Raw genomic sequence first — 19,083 nt, forward strand, 5'->3', positions numbered from 1 at the left:
ACAATTGCTCCTCCCCTTTCACCACGCAGGTCTCTTGCCATGGTCCCCTTTTCCATCCTCGATCTTTCGCCCGTTGCCGAGGGCAGCACAGTCAGCCAATCCTTCGAAGGCTCGAAGCGCATGGCGCAGAAGGCGGAAGCGCTTGGCTACACCAGGTTCTGGCTGGCGGAGCATCATGGCATGCCAGGCGTCGCCAGCGCCGCGACCGCGGTTGTTATCGGCCATGTCGGAGCAGCCACTTCGCGCATCCGCATCGGCTCGGGCGGCGTCATGCTGCCGAACCATTCGCCGCTGGTGATAGCGGAGCAATTCGGCACGCTCGAAGCCCTGTTTCCCGGCCGCGTCGATCTCGGTCTCGGTCGTGCGCCGGGCACGGATATGCGCACGGCGCAGGCCCTGCGTCGCAACCTCGATGCCGGCGCCCAGAGCTTCCCCAATGATATTGTCGAGCTGCAGCATCTGTTCAGCCCGGCCGACGAGAACCAATCGATCCTTGCCGTACCCGGCAACGGCGCCAAAGTGCCGATCTGGCTGCTCGGATCGAGCCTCTACAGCGCCCATCTCGCCGCCATGCTCGGCCTGCCCTATGCTTTCGCCTCGCATTTTGCGCCGGAAGCTTTGCTCGATGCCGTCGCCATCTATCGCGACCGCTTCACGCCGTCGGCAACACTCGACAAACCCTATGTCATGGTCGGCGTCATGGGCTCGGCCGCGGAGACCGACGAAGAGGCGGATTATCACTTCACCTCGGCACAGCAGCAATTCGTCAACCTGCGCCGCAATGTCCGCGGCCCCTTCCCTCGCCCCCGCAGGGACATGGACGATTTCTGGACGCCTATGGAAAAACTGAATGTCGAACACACCCTGCGTTACGCCATTGTCGGCTCACCCGCGACTGCGGAGGCCAAGCTTTCGCAGTTCATCAAGGATACGGAAGCGGACGAAGTGATCATTTCGATGCCGATCCACGACATCGAGGCGCGGCTGAGATCGGTGGAGCTATTCGCGCAATTGCCGTCATTCAAGAAGGCTGCCTAATAATAGAAAAGCCCCAGTCTCCCTTGGCAAAACCTGGGAGACTGGGGCTTATTTTTAGAGGAAAAAATCAGGCCGAGAGCTTGGCCAGAATCTCTTCGGAGACTTCGAAGTTCGAATAGACGTTCTGCACGTCGTCGTCGTCTTCCAGGCTGTCGATTAGCTTCATCAGCGACTGCGCCTTTTCTTCGTCGACCGGCACATTGTTCTGGGCACGCCAGATCGCCTTGACGGTTTCGGCTTCGCCGAGCGTTGCTTCGAGTGCCTTGGCAACCTCGTTCATCGCTTCGAAACCGCAGATGATGGTGTGGCCTTCCTCATCGCTCTCGACATCGTCGGCGCCGGCTTCGATCGCGGCTTCCATCACCTTATCCGCATCACCGACCTCGGGCTTGTAGGTGATTTCACCGACATGGTCGAAGGAGAAGGAGACCGAGCCGGTTTCACCAAGCGCGCCGCCGGCCTTCGTGAAGATCGAGCGGACGTTCGACGCGGTGCGGTTGCGATTGTCGGTCAGAGCCTCGACGATGATCGCCGTGCCGCCGGGGCCGTAGCCCTCATAGCGGACCGCATCGTAATTCTCGGTATCTGCGCCGGAGGCTTTCTTGATGGCGCGATCGATATTGTCCTTGGGCATCGACTGCGCCTTGGCGTTCTGGATCGCCAGGCGCAAACTTGCGTTCATGCTCGGATCAGGCAGACCCGACTTGGCGGCAACAGTGATTTCACGTGCCAGCTTCGAGAACATTTTCGAACGCACCGAGTCCTGACGGCCCTTGCGATGCATGATGTTTTTAAACTGTGAATGGCCAGCCATGGCACCCCTGTTCACGTCTTTTGTTGGGAATGGGCCGCCTTATAAGAGCGAAGTGGCTTTCATTCAAGCAAAAAGCCCGCAAGGACGCCCACGACAGGGCGCCCGGTAGCGATATCCTTCGAAGGTGTGCCCGGGCGGAGGGAGAGGGCCGCCCGGGCATCGTGCTGATCGGCTCAAAGCCCCCTCAGCACGTAAATCAGCGGCTTGCGCGGCAGGGTTTTCAGCGAAACGGTGGTGCTTGCGGTGGGCGCATAGGCGATGTCGAAATCCGGGCCGAACATCGCCAGGAATTGCTGTATCGGCGGCCCCCAGCGGTGCATTGGCAGAATGAGCGACGAACGCAGCCGTTTCACCACCCGGCTCATGCTGTCCGCGCCCATGGTAAGGCCGCCATCGACCGGCACCATGACGACATCGAGCCGGCCGATTTCGGCATATTGCTTGTCGTTGAGCTCGAAATGCAGGTGCCCAAGATGGCCGATGCAGAGCCCGGCCACTTCGAAGATGAAGATCGAATTGCCGTTCGCCTCGACACCTCCCGACCATCCACGAATATCGGTCACCACGTTGCGGATCAGCGTATCGCCGACAGTCAGATTGATCTTCGCCGGCTCGCCGGGCGTATCGCTCCAGCCGTGCAGCACATATTTGATCGCCGGATCCGGGGTCAGCGTGTAATGGCTTGGATGCGCCTTGTTCATCGTCACGACGGTCGGCGTATAAGGCGGGACAAAGGCGCCGCTGAAATCGGTCGCGATCGACACACCGCCGGGTGTCTCTATGAAGAGGGTGGCATGACCGAGGAAGGTGATTTTTACATCGCCGCCGACGGGATCGTTGGCCGGAAGCGGGGCTGAACCGGAAAAGCTGGCGAATGTCGCTTTCGGCAGCGACTGCGCGATCGCCTGACATTGGCTGACATGTGGGCGGGACGGTCTCTGCTGGGCGCCTGCGGCACTCCAACCAGCCACGGCCAGCAGGAAGATCACAGCGAAGACGGGAAATCGCAGCATCATGCCATCCCTTCAGCTCCACAGAGCCGCGAAGGATGCGGTATGAGCTGAGGTGCGTCCAGCCGCAATCCGATCAGATTGCTCACAATCGCGTCATCGCTGCCGCGTGATCAACGGCAGGACAATAGCTAACGCCAGAATTCCGGAATGGTTTCGGCCAGACGCGGCCCGATCCTGAGCGGCGCGATCTTTTCGGCAAGCCCCGTCGCATCCGATATCTCGACGCCGACGCCGCAGATGGTGGCCGGCCCGGAAGCCGCCTCGAAACGGCCCTTCGGCATCTTCGAAATGAAGCGGTTGAGCGGCTCTTCCTTCTCCATGCCGAGCGACGAGTCATAGTCGCCGCACATGCCGGCATCCGACATGTAGGCGGTGCCGCCGTTCAGGATCTGCGCGTCCGCGGTCGGCACATGCGTATGCGTGCCGACAACAAAGCTGGCGCGACCATCCACGAAATGGCCGAAACATTGTTTTTCGCTTGTCGCTTCCGCATGGAAATCGAACACGATGGCGTCTGCCTGCTCTTTCAGCGGGCAGGCATCGAGGATCGCTTCCGCCGCCTTGAAAGGATCGTCCAGCTCCGGATGCATGAAGACACGGCCCATGATGTTGGCGACGAGCACCCGGGCGCCGTTGCGGGCATAATAGATACTGGAGCCGCGACCGGGCGTGCCGGCCGGATAATTGGCGGGGCGCAGGAACTGGTCGTGGCGCCCGCAGAACACCACCGCTTCCTTCTGATCCCAGACGTGATTACCCGTCGTCACCACATCGGCGCCGGCATTGATCGTTTCCAGAAAGATGTCCTCGGTGATGCCGAAGCCGCCGGCGGCGTTCTCGCCGTTGACGATGACGAAGTCGAGCTTCAGATCGGAAATGAGGCCCGGCAGGCGATCCCATACCGCAACCCGTCCGGTCTTGCCGACCATGTCACCTAAAAATAGCAGCCGCATTTCCTATCCAATCTCTACGGAAACGAAATTGAGGCCGCTCTCGGTCAAAATCGCGTCAAGACGGACATCATGCGGCTCAGCCGGTACTGATGGCACTTCTTGGCAATCAAATGCAATGCCGATCAGCCGCGGATTCAGCCCTTTTTGCTGCAGATGATCAATGGCGCGATCATAGTAGCCGGCGCCGTAGCCAATACGATGGCCAGTGCTGTCGAAAGCCGAAAGCGGCACCAGCATGATATGCGGGTCCAACACTGGAGCCTCTGGTCCGGGCCCCGCCGTGCCGAAACCACTGGAAACCAGCTCTGCGCCGGGAACGAGTTCGCGAAAGACGATGGTGCGTTTATCGAGAATGACCGGCACGCAAAGCCGCGCACCCCGCTCACGCAGCCGCGCCATCAGCGGCCGTATGTCCACTTCGGACCGGATCGGCAGGAAGCCGGACACGATCTCACCAGGCTGAAGCTCGATCGCATTGCCGGCATGCGCAAGCATCGCCAACCCTTTCTCGATCCGCTCGTCTGGGGGAATGGCGTCACGCGCTGCCAGGCGCTCGTTGCGATATAGGGTTTTCAGCTCTTTGGGGTTCATCAGGCTTTCGCGGAGTTCGACAATATCACCAAAACATAATGAGCCGGCGGCCCATTGCAATGCGTGAAAGCGACATGCCGTGATTGCATGCTGGTCGGGTGGACGTCAACCGTCCCTGCGCATCACCGAAATCCGACCATCATCATCGATATGCGCGCGAACATTCTCGTAGTTCAGCAGCGTCGAATGATTGGTGTTGACCGGATGGGAATGCGTCGCCGTAATCACCATGACGTCGGCGCCCGCGGTTTCGCCGGCCTTGATGCCGGCCATCACGTCTTCGAAGACCAGACAATCGGACGTCCGCAGACCGAGACGCTCGGCGCCGAGGATGTAGCATTGCGGATCGGGTTTGCCGATCTTGACGTCTTCGGCGGTGACGATGAAGCGTGGGACCGGAATGCCCGCGGCGGCAAGGCGCGCCTGGGCCAGCCGATGCGGCGAGGAGGTGACGATCGCCCAGCGCTCCGGCGGCAGCGAGGCCAGGAATTCGATGGCGCCGGGGAGCGGCACCACGCCCTCGACATCGGCGATTTCCGCTTCCATGATCAGCAGCGATTCCGCAACCGGATCGACACCCGGCAGGTTCAAGCGGCCGATCGTATCGACGCCGCGCGAACCGTGCATAGTCGGCATGAATGCCGCGACATCCAGCCCCTTGCTGCGCGCCCAATCGCCCCAGACACGCTCGGCGGCAGCGATCGAGTTGATGATCGTGCCGTCCATATCGAACAGGAATCCGGAATAGCTTTTATCGAAGGCGAGAGACGATGCGGCGGACAAGATTTAGTCCCTTTCGGTTTGGCGGGATCATTTTGGCGGGATCGGTCGGTGCAAGCCATGTCTGACTCGCGTAGTCCTTCCTCCGACTAGCGATAGCGGCGGCTAGAAGCAAATGAATGCTGGGCGGCAGGCGGGTAAAAGCTCCGCTCGCTGAGCTCCGCGTGGCATGAAGCTCAATTGCCGGATATGCGCGACGATCGGGCCGCCGCGCATATCGGTACATTACTCGCCAAGCCGGCTCTTCAGGCCGTCTATGATATGATTGGCCAGCGCCTCGTAGTCATCGTCGAAATGATGGCCACCCTCCATGGCGATGACTTCGGCGCCCGTGCCCTTCAGCGATGGACAGGCGACATCCTCGTCGTCATCCTTGCCGTAGATGCATTGAACCGTCTTCGGATTGATCGACTTCAGGTCGCTGAGGGGATCGCCGCCCTTGCCTTCGCTTTCGGCGCCAAGCCAACCCATGACCGAGATCACATAGTCGACCTTGCGCGACAGCGACAGCAGCGACATCTGCACGATTCTGTCCTTGTCCGGCTGCTTCAGCCGGTTATAGCTCGCCGGCAGCACGTCGGCGCCGAAGGAATAGCCGATCAACACCACATGCTTCACCTTGAAGCGCTTGGTATAGTACTGGATCATGCGGGCGAGATCGTCGGCGGTCTGCTGTGGATCGCGCTCCGACCAGAAGTAATGCAGCGAATCGACACCGACGACCGGGATGCCCTGGTCCTGCAGATAGCTGCCAACTTCCTTGTCGATATCTCGCCAGCCGCCGTCGCCGGAATAGACGATCGCCAGCGTGTCTTCCGTCGGCTTGGTGTTCATGACATCGACCGGAAGACCGAGCGGCGACTTTTCGCTGTCGATCGTCTTCATCAGATCCACCAGCCCGGCGCTCAGCGCCGCATAGGTGTCATCCTCGTCGGAATCGGTGACCTGAACATCAGGATGTTCTTTCTGGATCTCCTCGACGTGTTCGCGTCCATCCTTGGGCGCGTTCGAGGTGAAGGTCGCAAGGATCGGGTTCGGCAGCGCGCCATCTTGCAGGCCGAAGGACACCATGTCGCCATCGGTCTTCTTTTCGGCCGGCGTGCAAAGCTCCTGCTTCAGCGCGATGCCGAAGGTCGGATTGACGGCGAGCGTGCCGGCAACGGTGGCGTCCGGAGTCTGCGCGGCGATAGTCAGCGCCATAGCGCCGCCGGCGCCGACACCGGCGATGACCGGCAATTGATAGGTGCTGTCGGCAAAAGAGCGCTGCACCTGCTGGCTCAGCGACTCCAGATCGGAGACCATGTAGATGCAGCCGTCATTCTGATTGACGTCATACTTATTGAGCGATGCCAGGAAGGACGGGTAATCGATACCGATGACCAGAGTGCCGTTGGCAACGAGCTTTTCGGCGACGCCCTTTTCCTTGTCGCCCCAGCCGGCAGCGTCGGAGATCAGCACGACCTCGCTCGTCACCTTACCCTGCGGACGCATGATGTGTGGCGGAGAGATCATGCCGAGATCGTATTTGGTATCGTCCTCGTCCGCTCTCGCCGCGCCTGATGCCAGTAGGCCCGTTGTCAACATGAATGCGAAAGCCAATGACATTGCGTATTTCAAGATCATTTCCTCACGACCCCCTTAAGTCCGCCCCCGATGAGGAATGTGGCATCCATCAACGCGATCATTGGACTGACACCTCCCGAAACGGCCAAGTAACGAGGCTGCCATTCGGGATGAAATTTGGATTTGAAGGCACGAAGCCCTTTGAAATTATAGTAGCGCTCGCCGTGTTCGAAGACGGTTCCGCCGACCCTGTCCCAAACCGGTGCCGATTCCCGTCTCGACATGCCTGATAGCGGCGCCATGCCAAGGTTGAAGCGCTGGAAGCCCTGCTGCTTCAGATACTCGAGGATCTGCACGAACAGAAAATCCATCGATCCCTTCGGCGCATCGGGTGAAAAGCGCATCAGATCGACGGACCCCTCCTCCTTGGTCTCCGTCATCAGGATGTTAGCGAAAGCAACGATCTTACCATCCTTTTTCAACACGCCAACCGGCTGCGACACCACGTAGTCGGGATCGAAAGCGCCGAGCGAAAAACCCTTTTCCTTGGCGTTGTGATCGGCGAGCCATGTTTCCGAAACCTCGGCAAGCTGATCGATGACATCAGGCACATGCTGCGGCTCGATAACGGCAAATTCTAGTCCGTCCCGCACAGCGCGGCTCGCCGTCTGGCGAAGATTGGCCCATTTGCCGCCCTTCAGCTCGAAATTGGAAAGGTTGACCACCGCCAGTTCGCCGAGCTTGAAAGCACGTAAACCCGCATCGGCGCAATAGGACAAAAGCATCGGCGATATCTGATAGAAGACCGAACGGCAGCCGGCCGAACGGGCGGTTTCGACGAAGCGCCAGACCAGCTCGGGAAGGGCGTGCCGCGGCCCGATCGGATCGAACAGGGCGATCCAGGAACGGCCCTGCTTGCCATACATGATGAAGGCATCGCCCTTTTCGGAGAACATGATGCTTTTGTCGCCCATGCGCACGAGATTGGCGTCGGCAATGCCTTGCTTGCGAACGATTTCAACGGCCCGTTCGACGGCATGGTCGGAAACCGGCTCCAGGCGCGCGGTCGCCGGGCGCAGCAGGCTGAAGATCGCGATCGCCGACGAGACGATGGAGATGCCGAGCACTGCACGAAGTCCGCGCGGCGCTTCTTCGGTGAATTCGAACTGCCACCAGAGTTGGTTGCTATATTCGACATCGCGATAGACGAAAAACAGGATGACGACGGCGCCGATGCAGATCACCGCGATTGCCGTCAGCCATCCCCCGGTCAGGGCTTGATTGAGCAGCGAAGCCGGACGCGTGAACAATCGGCGGCTGACGACGAGGCCGAAAACGAGGAAGGCGAGCAGCGCAGCCTCGACCACTGCGATGGCCTTCAGCAGCGAGAACAACAGCGCAAAAACCGCCGAGATGATCGAAACCCACCAGGCACCATCGAGACGTTGGCCGAGGCCGCGGGCGGCAACGATCATCGCCAAACCGAGAAGGCTGGAGATAAAATGCGCGCTTTCGACAAGTGACAGCGGCAGAAAACTGGAAAGAAATTCCAGGTTCCTGTCCGGCGTCGGCGTCACGCTCGAAAATACCAGCATCATGCCCAGCAGAAGCGCGAAGGTCGACAGCAACTGCGGCATCAGCCGGCCGCCGATACGCCTCATGCTCGAGGCGGCCGGGTGGTCCACGAAACGTCGCAGTTCCGCCGCCGAGACCGCAAGGATCGCGATCGCCAGCGGGATCACGTTGTAGATGACGCGGTAGAGAACCAGCGAGCCGAGAACGGCGTCGGCGTTCACGGAGCTGCCGAGCCAGGCGATGATGATCGTCTCGAAAACGCCGAAGCCGGCCGGAACGTGGCTCAGCACACCGAGGCCGACGGCGATGGCGTAGATGGCAAAGAAGCCCGGCCAGCCGATGGCCGAATCCGGGAGCAAGACATAGAGTACGGAGGCGGAAGCGGCGATGTCGACCGCGGTCACCAGGAATTGCCGCGACCAGGTCAGCGAATCCGGCAGGCGAATGGCGATCGGCCCGATCCGCACCTCTCGGCCATTGCGGCCGACGATGATAACGAAGGCAAGCGCAGCGATGATGGCGCCGGCAATCAAGCGCAGCCAAAGGCCGTCGACATTGATCAGCGGGCCGATCTCGTCGGCGATGATCAGCAGCGCGATGGCGCCGACGGCGGCAAGGCCAAGGCCGAAGGCCAGCGTCACAAAGGCGATAACGCGGGTAATATCGTCCGGGGACAGGCCGAGCCGGGTATAGGCGCGATAGCGGATGGCGCCGGCACTGAGCGCGCCGAAGCCGGCGGTATTGCCGACGGCATAGGCGCTGAAGGAGGTCAGCGCCACATGCGGGAACGGCAGCCGCTTGCCGATATATTCCAGCGCGTTCTGATCATAAAAGATCAGCGAAAAGAAACTGAGACCCGTGAAGAACAGGGCAAGCACGATGGACGAGACTTTCGTCGTCGCCAGCGCGTGCACGACATCGTCATAGCGCACCTCGTTCGTCAGATCGAAGATCGCATAGGCAGCGATACCGAAGACGGCGACGGTAAGGATAGCGACAATCAGCGTGCGATTGCGGTTCAAGAACCCACTTATGCCGCCGCGCGTCTCTAGGTCCTCATCGGCTTTTTCCAGATCGATTGGGGTCGACATGCTCTACCTGTTTGAAATGGCTTTCGCCGGTCCCGTTTGCTCGGATATGCAGTAACGGCAATCTGCGTCTGTGTGTGTTACCGCCAGCACTTCTTTCGACGGGCTCTTTTTCTCGAGCGCTCCCATCATTCTGAATTTGGGCAATTTTGGCGCAGGACCCGTTCCGCCAGCAATGAATCTGTTATTATTTAAAGGAATTTGTCATTCACCCGGATTTTGAGCTTTTCCACACAGAAAAGTGAACTGTGTGGCCTGCGATCAACGCAGCCCTTTATCAGGAAATTCTGGCCAGGTCACACCTTTTGGCGACATCCGCCAATTTGGTTGCCAGAAAAATGGTGATCAGCAGGTCGACGCGACAACCGTCGTACCTGGCGTCAGGTCAGCGCTGCTTCTGGGCGACACGCGCCGCCGAGAAGAATGTCCGATTGCAGCGCATGAGCGCTGCCGCCACTTTACCGATCCGGCGCTTCCGCCGGCTCGCCGTGCATTTCACTCAGGAAGAAACCCTCGCGCAGATTGATGCCGTATTCGACGAAGGCCTTCATGCAGCAGAGCATCTGCGTCCAGCCCTCGCAGTTCAGATAGGTGCCGCGTCGGCCGGCTGCGTCCTCACGCCAGCCGGATTCCTCGATCGTTACCAAGGTGCCGCCGTCGTCGAGCGGTTCGAACGTCATCTCCACTTTTGTCCTGTAGCGCGCGCCGTCTTCGCCGGTACCACCATCCCAATGAAAGACGATACGCCGGTCAGTTTCCACCTCGTTGACCTCGACCGGCGCGTTCTTCCACCAGATCACGGTCGTCCCCGCCACGAGCGGCGCGCTGGCACCGCCGACGGTGGTGAAATAGCTCGAGAGCTTCTTCGGATTGACGACGGCATCGAAGACCTCATCCACTTTGCGGCCGATGCGTCCCGAAATACGAACATTCAAGGTCATGACTTCTCCTCCGCTTTCCGAGTGTGGTTGCTTTTCCATTGCGATCAGGGATTTTATGTTATAAAAACATAACATGTCAAGCGAATCGGATAGCGACCTCATTTTCAAAGCCCTGGCGCACCGTCGCCGACGCGAAATCCTCGACTTGCTCAAGGAAGCCCCGAGGACGACCGGCATGCTCTGCGAGACCTTTGCGGATATGGACCGTTGCACGGTGATGCAGCATCTGAAGGTGCTGGAGGAGGCCGATCTAGTGATCGCCAAGAAGGAAGGCCGGGAGCGCTGGAACCATCTCAACAGCCTGCCGATCAAGCAGATTCACGACCGTTGGATCAGCGCCTATGCCGGCCACGCCTTGTCGATCCTTGACCGGCTAAAAAGCGATCTGGAGGGCTGAGGCCCTATGCGGTCGTATGAACCGCAATCAGGTTTTCGCGCCCAGGAGTGTTTTCAGTTTCCCGCCGGTCCCGTCCTCCTCCAGGGGCGTATAGACAACGAGCTTCATATCCGGCCGGTCGATGACGGCAAGCGCGGTATATTCGAACGTCATCAGCCCACCTTGGGGATGGCGCAATCGCTTGCAGCCTGCGAGCGGCCGCAGCACTTCCTGTCTCGGCCACCAGGCGCGAAATTCCGGGCTTGTCTGCGTCAACGTGGCGATCAGCCGTTCGAAATCGGGATCGCCGGCGTAGCGGGCGCTATCAGCACGGAACATGGCGAGCGAATTTGCCGCTACGATCTCCCAATCGACCAATAGCACACGATGCGCGGGATCGGTGAACACCCGATGGACGCTATTGCGCGCGTCGCCCTGCAACAAGCCGTAATCGCCGAAAAGAGCCACCGCCGCCGGGTTCCAGGCAAGCACATCCCAGCGCCGGCCGAGGACATAGGCGGGTTGCCCAGTGAGGCTCGCGAGCATCCGTCGCAGCGATTCAGGCACCTCTTCCGGACCACGCGAGGGAACTTCTGTTGATGGCCGATCGCTCAAGGTGAAGAGATGCCGTCGTTCCGCCGGATCGAGCCGCAACGCATCGGCAAGCGCCGACAGCACTTCCGCCGAGGCACGCACATCCCGCCCCTGCTCCAGCCAGGTGTACCAGGTGGCCCCGACTCCGGCGAGCAGCGCTACCTCTTCGCGCCGCAACCCCGGCGTCCGCCGGCGAAATCCATCCGGCAGACCGACGCTTGCCGGCGTCAGCTTCTCGCGGCGGGAGCGCAGGAAAGCACCGAACTCGCGGCGCCTGGCGTCCAGAATAGTTTGGTTTTGATTGATGGTCATCGCTCATCATAGCAGGATGAATACTAGGATAAAACCGGAACTGTTTGTCGCTTTCGCAAACTGCCAAATATCACCGCATGTACAAAATAGAGGTGATTGCGATGGACATGAGCGACAAGACGATCCTCATCACCGGCTCGACCGATGGCGTTGGCCGCCGGGTTGCCGAAAGGCTCGCTGCGTCCGGCGCCATGGTGCTGTTGCATGGGCGCGACAAGGCACGCGCTGCAAGCCTGCTTTCCAGCATTCGCGGCGCGGGCGGAAAAGCCACCTTTTATCCCGCCGATCTTTCATCGCTGGATGAGGTCCGTGCCCTGGCCGACGCTATCAAGCGCGATCATGAGCGCCTCAACATTCTGGTCAACAATGCCGGCATCGGCACCGGCGGCGGCGATGCGGGACGTCAGGTCAGCCGCGACGGGCACGAACTGCGCTTTGCGGTGAACTATCTTGCCGGCTTCCTGCTGACACGCTGCCTGCTGCCGCTGTTGAAGGCGAGCAGCCTCGCCCGCATCGTCAATGTTTCCTCGGTTGGTCAACAGCCGATCGACTTCTCCGATGTCATGCTGACGCACGGCTATAGCGGCGTGCGCGCCTATTGCCAGAGCAAGCTGGCGCAGATCATGTTCACGTTCGATCTCGCCAAGGAATTGGCGGGCTGTGGTGTCATCGTCAATTGCCTGCACCCCGCAACCTACATGGACACCACCATGGTGCGCCAGGCCGGCGTGTCACCCATGAGCACAGTCGATCAGGGCGCCGACGCCATTCTTAATCTGGTTGCGGGCGCCGACCTCGAAGGACGCTCTGGCCTCTATTACGACGGGCAGTACCCATCCCGCGCCAATGCCCAGGCCTATGACGCAGCCGCGCGCAAGCGGCTGCGCAGTCTCAGCGACGAGCTCACAGGTCTCGCCTGAACAGACCTCTCCATCTTCGCCATCCAACAAGGAGACAACCATGTCGTCCCAACACACCGTCATCATTGGCGGCTCGTCCGGTATTGGCCTTGCGACCGCCGCCCATCTTCTCGAAAAAGAATATCGGGTGACGATCACCGGTCGCGATGAGACAAAGCTCCGGGCGGCGGCACAAAGCCTCGGTGGCGATGTCGCTACGATCGCCATGGACGCCGCCGACCTCACCGGTCTTGCCAAGATTTTCCAGACGATCGGGCCTTTGGATCATCTCGTCCTGGCACTCGGCGGCGGCAATGGCGGTGGCCCCTTCGCAACCGTCGACCTTGCCGATCTCAAGAAGGGTTTCGACCAGAAGACGATGGCACATTTTGCCTGCGCCCAGGCTTGTCTTCCCTATCTCTCGAAAGAAGGCAGCATCACCTTCGTCTCCGCTGTCTCGGCACAGGCAGCCTTGCCGGGAACAGCAGGGCTTGCAGCCGTCAACGCCGCCATCGCTGCCCTTGCGCCAGTTCTTGCCGTCGAGCTGAAGCCAATCCGGGTGAACTGCATCTCGCCCGGCGTCGTCGACACGCCCTGGTGGGATTTCCTCGGCGAGGAACAGAAGGCGCCGGCCTTTACAAGCTTCGCCGCACGCACGCCGGTCGGACGCGTCGGCCGGCCGCAAGAGATCGCCGAAGCCATCGCCTTCCTGATCGGCAACGGCTTCGTTAGCGGCCACACGTTGATCTGCGACGGTGGCATCCGGCTCGGCCAATAACCGGCAACGCGCCATTGCCGGTCATCGTCGGCAATGGCGCTTCATTTGCCGCCGACATCCGCCTGCAGATGCGTCAGGATGTCGATGAGTTCCGGCGCCATGTCCCGGATCTCCCTGAGGTGAATGGCCGTCAGCCGGCGCAGTATCTCTTCCGATTTTTCCGTCAGCTGCAGCGTTTGCCGGCGTTTGTCAGCCGGATCGGGATGGCGGGTGACATAGCCGGCATCGATCAGCCGGCCGACCAATTCAGTCGCCGTATGCGGCGCGATCAGCAGGCGTTCCGCCAACATGCCGATGGTCATCGTCTCGCTCTGTGGATTGCCCTTGATCGCCAGCAGCGCCTGATGCTGCTGCGGCGGCAGTCCCTCCTGATGGGCTGCGGAGGTGCTGAAATCCATGAATTTCCGCAGCGTGTAGCGCAGTGTCGCCAGAGCCTCGTAGTCCGCCTGCGATAGCATCTCATCCAATTCCCGCGCCAATCCCATCTTCCTCACAAATACATTCTGTTTTCAGCCGTTGATTTATATCGCATTACGATATAATTGCCATTGCAGTTTCGGCTAGTTTGCCGCCGCGCTTTAGCACAGAAAGCCTTCCATGCAGGATATCAACGTACATCATCGGCCCGCCCATGATTTCTCGGGTGGCGCTTCGCGGAAAGACAATGGGGATTTTACAACGGACAAGCGCGTACTAGTGCTTGCGGCCATGGCGTTGGTCGTGGGCACGGGCGGCGCCCTGTCGGCCTGGGCGCTGATCAACCTCATTGCGCTCGTCACCAACGCGGTCTGGCTGTTCAAGATCAGCGTCGAACCGCTGTCGCTGGACACCGTCGCGCGCTCCCCCTGGATGGTGGCCGCGCCCATCATCGGCGGCCTCGTCATCGGCCTCATGGCACGCTACGGTTCGGAAAAGATCCGCGGCCACGGCATTCCGGAGGCAATCGAGGCGATCTTGATCGGCGGCAGCCGAATGTCGCCGAAAGTGGCGGTCCTGAAGCCGCTCTCTTCCGCCATCTCGATCGGCACGGGCGGCCCGTTCGGCGCTGAAGGGCCGATCATCATGACCGGCGGCGCCATCGGGTCGCTGTTCGCACAGTTCTTTCATCTGAGCGCCGCCGAGCGCAAGACGCTGCTGGTCGCAGGTGCCGCCGCCGGCATGACCGCGATCTTCGGCTCGCCCATCGCCGCCGTCATGCTCGCCGTCGAATTGCTGCTGTTCGAATGGAAGCCGCGCAGCTTCATTCCGGTCGTGATCGCATCCTGCGTCTCCATCACCTGGCGGCCCCTGCTGATCGGCAGCGGCCCGCTTTTCCCGGCCCATTTCGACATGGCGCTCAACTGGTGGAGCATCCTGCTGGCCGCCGGCCTCGGCATCGTGTCCGGCCTGCAATCCGGCCTCTTGACGACGCTGCTCTACCGCATCGAAGACGCCTTCGAGAAACTCCCCATTCACTGGATGTGGTGGCCCGCTCTCGGCGGCCTCGTTGTCGGCCTCGGCGGACTGATCGAGCCGCGCGCGCTCGGCGTCGGCTATGATATCATCTCCGATCTGCTGAACGACCACGTCGTCGCAGTTGCGGTGGTCGCCATTCTCTTGGTCAAGGCTGGCATCTGGCTGGTAGCATTGTCATCGGGAACGTCGGGCGGCGTGCTTGCGCCGCTGCTCATCCTCGGCGGCACGCTCGGTTGGCTTGTCGGCCTCGTTCTGCCCGGAGATCCCGGCTTTTGGGCGCTGCTCGGCATGGCCGCGATGATGGGCGGCACGATGCGCGCGCCGCTGACCGGCACCTTCTTCGCCATTGAATTGACCGGCGACATGCATGCGCTCGTGCCGCTGCTTGCCGCCACCGTCGCCGCTTATGCGGTCACCGTGTTGCTGTTGAAGCGGTCGATCCTGACGGAAAAGATCGCGCGCCGCGGCCAGCACATCACCCGCGAATATGGCATCGATCCGTTCGAATTGACCCGCGCTGCCGACATCATGATTGCGAAGGTGAATACGCTTCCCGCCACCATGCCGGTCGCAGAGGCATTGGCGCAATTGACCGAACAGCCGGATGCCCATCGCTTCTATCCCGTTGTCCAGGCCGATGGCCGCTTGGTCGGCATGATCTCGCGCGCGGATGCGCTACGATGGCAGAATGAGCCCGATCTCGCCGGTCAGACGCTCTATGATTTGATCTCTGATACGTCCATTCCGGTCGCACATCCTGAAGACACGGTTGGCCGCGTCGCCGATATCATGATCCATGCCGATACCGGCCGTGTTCCCGTTGTCGACGAACGGACCGGTGTCCTTGTCGGTCTCATCGCCCGCAAGGACCTGTTGCGCCTGCGCAGCGCAGCCAACCGCTCGGAATTCGAGCGCGGCGCCTATCTCGGCGCGAAACGTTAAGAGGAGGAGGAACGGCGTCAGCGAGACAATAAGAATCCCGCAACGCTGCCTTTCTTTGCAAAATCAGGAAAGGAAGAGCGATCCACGACGACCGATGGATGTTTACGATCCTGGGCGCCTACAAACGTAGGTGGGCGCCGTGTGTCCAGGCCCACGAGCCTGGTCAGGGACAGCTCCCTTTGGATCGAGTATGGCCCCAGGGATTCAACTCTTTGTTTTCACGTCATAAAATGAACTCAAAACAAGCTCACCTGAGACGCTGATCTCTAATCTTTTTCCGCTTCCAGCTCCGGTTAATTGACAGGCAGTGTAACACCCGGTGTCAAAATTTGCACTCGATTTGAGATGCTTGTTCACAGAGGGCGGCAGAAGTGTTCCGCTCGCTGTCGATGTTCACAGTGATATTGCCGGTTCTATTTTTAGCCTGCCTCACGCGGCATCAATGAACTGGACAAAGGCGTCGAAATCACCGTCTGCATCGAATGCTTCGAAGGCTGCGGCCCCGTTGATGGTGACCTGCGCGCCTCTCAGATAAACGCGGTCAAGGATCAGATCGGCAACGAATCTGCCGATGCGCTCACGCGGGACGAGTGTCGTTTCGATGACGTCTTTGTAACCGTCGTCCGCTGACAGATGAACGCGAACGCCTCTGTCGGTTCTTTCAATGTTCAGTGTAATTTTCATTTGAAGCCAATATGCTTGGATTGTGGGGATTGGCGGTGTCGAGAGCGGCACATACAGCCGAACGTTGCGCGACACCTTCCCTCGAAGCCGTACATTTCGTCAGCTTTTCGAGTCGCCTATGTCGGAAATCAAGAGGCGCAACGCATCAGCGCCATCAAAGCCGATTGCTTCAGATAAAGCAATCTAATCGATCACGTCGATACGCCGTCGCCCGTTCTCGACACCAAATGGCGTCAGCTCTTGATATACTGCCGCCATATGGCAGCTATGGCTTCAGAATCGTCGGAATAAGCTTTTCCAGTTCTTCCACGGCGTTAAACCCAATGGCGTTTGCCAACTTCACAAACTCGATAACGTCGATACGTCGCTGCCCGCTTTCCAAATGAGCGACCCATGGCTGCGTCTCGTTTAGGACAATGGCGAGGTCTTCTTGCTTAAGGCCTGCCGCCTTCCGCTTTTGACAGATTAGTTCCACGAGCGCCTTGTGTCCGTTTGATCCAATAGTTTTTTCCACGATCCGGCGCCCCGTCCTGTTGACCGGGCTAAGCAAGTATAGGTACAAACCAAATATGGAAAAATTCCATATTAGATATTCAAAATTTAAAGATGAGCTTGCTTTGGAGGTGTTGATGGAAAAGAAGGGGCTGACAGCATTCTTGTTGTGGGCGTTTTGGGCGATTGGAATTTGTGGGCTTCACCGCTTTTATCTGGGGCGGACTTGGACCGGGCTTCTATGGCTTTTCACGTTTGGGTTGATCGGCTTTGGCACGTTGTTCGATCTGTTCTTTCTTGGATCGATGGTGCGACAGGCGAATATCCTGAACGGGCTCAAAGCCGGTGCGGGCGTCAACACAAACACCAATACAAACGCCGTTGCGCCAGTTTTCAACATTCAGATTGGGCTTCCCGCGACTGCGCAAGCTGTGGCGGAAGAGCCGGCTTCTAAGTGACAATTCCCCCCTTTTTGAGAGCCGAATTGCTCAAGTTCGTTCGGTTGCTGGTGTTGCCGGAACGCTTGGCGGCTTTGAACGAAGCATTCAATCTGTCGCCTATAGCTGATTGGACGTTGTTGATGTTCGGGGGCCATCTCAAAGACGGTTCGCACCCCGCGCTTCAACGTCCAAGAGCCTTGTCTGAAAATTCAGGTAGGTGCGTCCGACCATATCGTCTCCCGCTAACACGAGGCACTGTTGCCAGCCCGCAACATACAATCAAAAATAGAAATAAGCGAAATATGTCTTGGCACGTTCTCAGCTAGCGCCCGTGCAACTAAGGCAAATACTCGGCGTTGCTTGGATGGAATTTTATGAAGAATATCATAATATTAGCACTCGTTGTAAGCCTCTTTTTGTTCATCTATAATTGGTTTGGGATTGACCCGAAGTATCTCGTGTACGCATTGACATTGATTTTTGCTTGCGTTGTCGGTGCACTTGTTACCCACGCTTGGCGAGACGAAGAATAGCCAGTCTGGGCGTGCTCACGCAGCATCAATGAGCTTGATGAAATTGTCAAAGTCATCATTGGGATCGAATGTCTCAAAGGCGACGGCATCATTGACGATAATCTGCGCACCCTTCAGATAGACACGATCAAGGATGAGATCGGCAAGAAAACCTGACGCGAAGGTCCGCGATTATTTTCTTACGCGTCTTACTGGTGAGAATCGGTTAGCTATGGAGCCGTATCGATCTGACGGGTAGACATGATTAGGCGCTCAAGAAAAGCTCGCAATGGTAAAAGCAAGTCATTTGCAGAGTGGGTCATTCCATTCACAACTGTAACGAGCGCCGCCGCTGCGGTAGTTGCAACATGCGTGTCCTACGGAAGCTACCAGCAGTCGATAAAGCAGGCTGAAATCTCTGAACGATCACTTAAAGCGGCTAATCGCAACACCGAGGTCGCAGGACTTCTAACGGCATTGCGAATTGCTTGCGACAACGTTGAATCCATCAATTCGCATTTCTTCGCAAACGCCAACTTCATTTACAAAACTGACTTCGACATGAGCCACCCGGGGCCACCGCGCGATAACAATCCTTGGGCTATCCTTCTTTCCGGACCGATGGAGTTTCCCGACCCAAACCGACCCGAAATTCTAGCAGATGCCCGTGCTTTATTAAATTCAGGCTCCGACCTGATGCGCCGCTACGAATTAGTAGAACTCTATCTCACAGAAGCGGAAGCGAAAGATGCAGCAGCTATCGACATTTCCGCGCCGTTCAAAGACTTTGCTGATCTTGGATATTCCGTGATGCGGCAAGAATTAAGCGCGCGTGATGTACTTGAGAATATAACAGCAGCGCAGGTGATGTGCACTTCTCTACCTAAAACACTTGCTGCGTGGTTCCGCGATTCGCAGTCAAACAAGCTCGACTACGTATTGAAGCTTGATGACCTGCAATTCCGATGGGCACGCCGTCCTTTGGACCTGTGGTTGGCTCCGAAGAGGCGAGGTAGCAGCCTCGAAGAGCGTGACGAAGACTTTGAAAGACGAGCCTCCAAGTGGTCGTACGATCCTGTGAGAGACGGTATCTTCGTAAGGTTGCCCTCACCGCTTCACCCATAAGACATGGTCCTGATGCCAAGTGAAAAGCTGCTACGCTGTGTTTCAGCCTGAAATCGAATCGCCTCTCCGGAAGTCAATGCCTCGTCGGAAGCGAGGCTGGACTATATTGCGAGTTCCC

General features: G+C 59.0%; 19 protein-coding genes. 7 read left to right on the plus strand and 12 right to left on the minus strand.

The genetic code is table 11. From position 1 onward, the window contains the following. The first annotated feature begins 39 nt into the window (after window positions 1-39). The gene (locus NXC24_RS15755; protein ID WP_104824157.1) at window positions 40-1,038 is read left to right on the plus strand and encodes an LLM class flavin-dependent oxidoreductase; all 999 of its coding nucleotides are present in this window, start codon (window positions 40-42) and stop codon (window positions 1,036-1,038) included. Window positions 1,039-1,105: 67 nt separating this feature from the next. On the opposite strand, the gene NXC24_RS15760 is transcribed toward NXC24_RS15755, so the two are convergent. The 8 genes from NXC24_RS15760 to NXC24_RS15795 form a co-directional block, all read right to left on the minus strand. Beyond that, window positions 1,106-1,852, minus strand: coding sequence for a YebC/PmpR family DNA-binding transcriptional regulator (locus tag NXC24_RS15760; protein WP_104824158.1), 747 nt, complete (start codon window positions 1,850-1,852; stop codon window positions 1,106-1,108). 173 nt (window positions 1,853-2,025) lie between these two features. Continuing rightward, window positions 2,026-2,868: an MBL fold metallo-hydrolase gene (locus NXC24_RS15765; RefSeq protein ID WP_104824159.1), complete on the minus strand. Its 843-nt coding sequence runs from the start codon at window positions 2,866-2,868 to the stop codon at window positions 2,026-2,028. Window positions 2,869-2,993: 125 nt separating this feature from the next. After that, entirely contained in the window at window positions 2,994-3,818 is an 825-nt protein-coding gene (locus tag NXC24_RS15770; protein ID WP_104824160.1) for a YmdB family metallophosphoesterase, read from the minus strand. Between the two features lie 3 nt (window positions 3,819-3,821). Then, window positions 3,822-4,409, minus strand: a complete 588-nt coding sequence (locus NXC24_RS15775) for a 5-formyltetrahydrofolate cyclo-ligase (RefSeq protein ID WP_104824161.1) — start codon at window positions 4,407-4,409, stop codon at window positions 3,822-3,824. A 105-nt stretch (window positions 4,410-4,514) separates the two neighbouring features. Then, entirely contained in the window at window positions 4,515-5,192 is a 678-nt protein-coding gene (locus NXC24_RS15780; RefSeq protein ID WP_245463890.1) for an HAD-IA family hydrolase, read from the minus strand. Window positions 5,193-5,414: 222 nt separating this feature from the next. Beyond that, complete coding sequence (locus NXC24_RS15785; RefSeq protein ID WP_245463891.1) at window positions 5,415-6,773, minus strand: AcvB/VirJ family lysyl-phosphatidylglycerol hydrolase; 1,359 nt, start codon at window positions 6,771-6,773, stop codon at window positions 5,415-5,417. A gap of 35 nt (window positions 6,774-6,808) precedes the next feature. Continuing rightward, window positions 6,809-9,418, minus strand: a complete 2,610-nt coding sequence (gene mprF / locus NXC24_RS15790) for a bifunctional lysylphosphatidylglycerol flippase/synthetase MprF (RefSeq protein WP_104824163.1) — start codon at window positions 9,416-9,418, stop codon at window positions 6,809-6,811. 455 nt (window positions 9,419-9,873) lie between these two features. Continuing rightward, window positions 9,874-10,356, minus strand: a complete 483-nt coding sequence (locus tag NXC24_RS15795) for an SRPBCC domain-containing protein (RefSeq protein ID WP_104824164.1) — start codon at window positions 10,354-10,356, stop codon at window positions 9,874-9,876. A gap of 73 nt (window positions 10,357-10,429) precedes the next feature. On the opposite strand from NXC24_RS15795, the gene NXC24_RS15800 reads away from it, so the two are divergent. After that, window positions 10,430-10,753 (plus strand): helix-turn-helix domain-containing protein, encoded by a 324-nt coding sequence (locus NXC24_RS15800; RefSeq protein WP_104824165.1) that lies wholly within the window; start codon window positions 10,430-10,432, stop codon window positions 10,751-10,753. Window positions 10,754-10,780: 27 nt separating this feature from the next. On the opposite strand, the gene NXC24_RS15805 is transcribed toward NXC24_RS15800, so the two are convergent. Next, entirely contained in the window at window positions 10,781-11,638 is an 858-nt protein-coding gene (locus NXC24_RS15805; RefSeq protein WP_104824166.1) for a helix-turn-helix transcriptional regulator, read from the minus strand. Between the two features lie 101 nt (window positions 11,639-11,739). Here NXC24_RS15805 and NXC24_RS15810 point away from each other — a divergent pair, with 101 nt between their 5' ends. Next, complete coding sequence (locus NXC24_RS15810; RefSeq protein ID WP_104825193.1) at window positions 11,740-12,558, plus strand: SDR family NAD(P)-dependent oxidoreductase; 819 nt, start codon at window positions 11,740-11,742, stop codon at window positions 12,556-12,558. A 40-nt stretch (window positions 12,559-12,598) separates the two neighbouring features. After that, complete coding sequence (locus NXC24_RS15815) at window positions 12,599-13,315, plus strand: SDR family oxidoreductase (RefSeq protein WP_104824167.1); 717 nt, start codon at window positions 12,599-12,601, stop codon at window positions 13,313-13,315. Between the two features lie 41 nt (window positions 13,316-13,356). Here NXC24_RS15815 and NXC24_RS15820 read toward each other — a convergent pair whose 3' ends face one another. Further along, window positions 13,357-13,800, minus strand: a complete 444-nt coding sequence (locus tag NXC24_RS15820) for a helix-turn-helix domain-containing protein (protein ID WP_104824168.1) — start codon at window positions 13,798-13,800, stop codon at window positions 13,357-13,359. Window positions 13,801-13,912: 112 nt separating this feature from the next. Here NXC24_RS15820 and NXC24_RS15825 point away from each other — a divergent pair, with 112 nt between their 5' ends. After that, window positions 13,913-15,712 carry a chloride channel protein gene (locus NXC24_RS15825; protein WP_104824169.1) on the plus strand — a complete coding sequence of 600 codons (1,800 nt, stop codon included), beginning with the start codon at window positions 13,913-13,915 and terminating at the stop codon, window positions 15,710-15,712. Window positions 15,713-16,141: 429 nt separating this feature from the next. On the opposite strand, the gene NXC24_RS15830 is transcribed toward NXC24_RS15825, so the two are convergent. After that, window positions 16,142-16,396: a hypothetical protein gene (locus tag NXC24_RS15830; RefSeq protein ID WP_104824170.1), complete on the minus strand. Its 255-nt coding sequence runs from the start codon at window positions 16,394-16,396 to the stop codon at window positions 16,142-16,144. A gap of 265 nt (window positions 16,397-16,661) precedes the next feature. Continuing rightward, window positions 16,662-16,910: a helix-turn-helix transcriptional regulator gene (locus NXC24_RS15835; RefSeq protein ID WP_104825194.1), complete on the minus strand. Its 249-nt coding sequence runs from the start codon at window positions 16,908-16,910 to the stop codon at window positions 16,662-16,664. Window positions 16,911-16,965: 55 nt separating this feature from the next. On the opposite strand from NXC24_RS15835, the gene NXC24_RS15840 reads away from it, so the two are divergent. Both NXC24_RS15840 and NXC24_RS15845 read left to right on the plus strand, forming a co-directional pair. Continuing rightward, window positions 16,966-17,346, plus strand: a complete 381-nt coding sequence (locus NXC24_RS15840) for a TM2 domain-containing protein (protein ID WP_245463892.1) — start codon at window positions 16,966-16,968, stop codon at window positions 17,344-17,346. A 755-nt stretch (window positions 17,347-18,101) separates the two neighbouring features. Then, complete coding sequence (locus NXC24_RS15845) at window positions 18,102-18,965, plus strand: hypothetical protein (RefSeq protein WP_104824172.1); 864 nt, start codon at window positions 18,102-18,104, stop codon at window positions 18,963-18,965. Window positions 18,966-19,083 lie beyond the last annotated feature (118 nt).

Origin of the sequence: Rhizobium sp. NXC24, from assembly GCF_002944315.1 — a bacterium.
Lineage (GTDB): Bacteria > Pseudomonadota > Alphaproteobacteria > Rhizobiales > Rhizobiaceae > Rhizobium.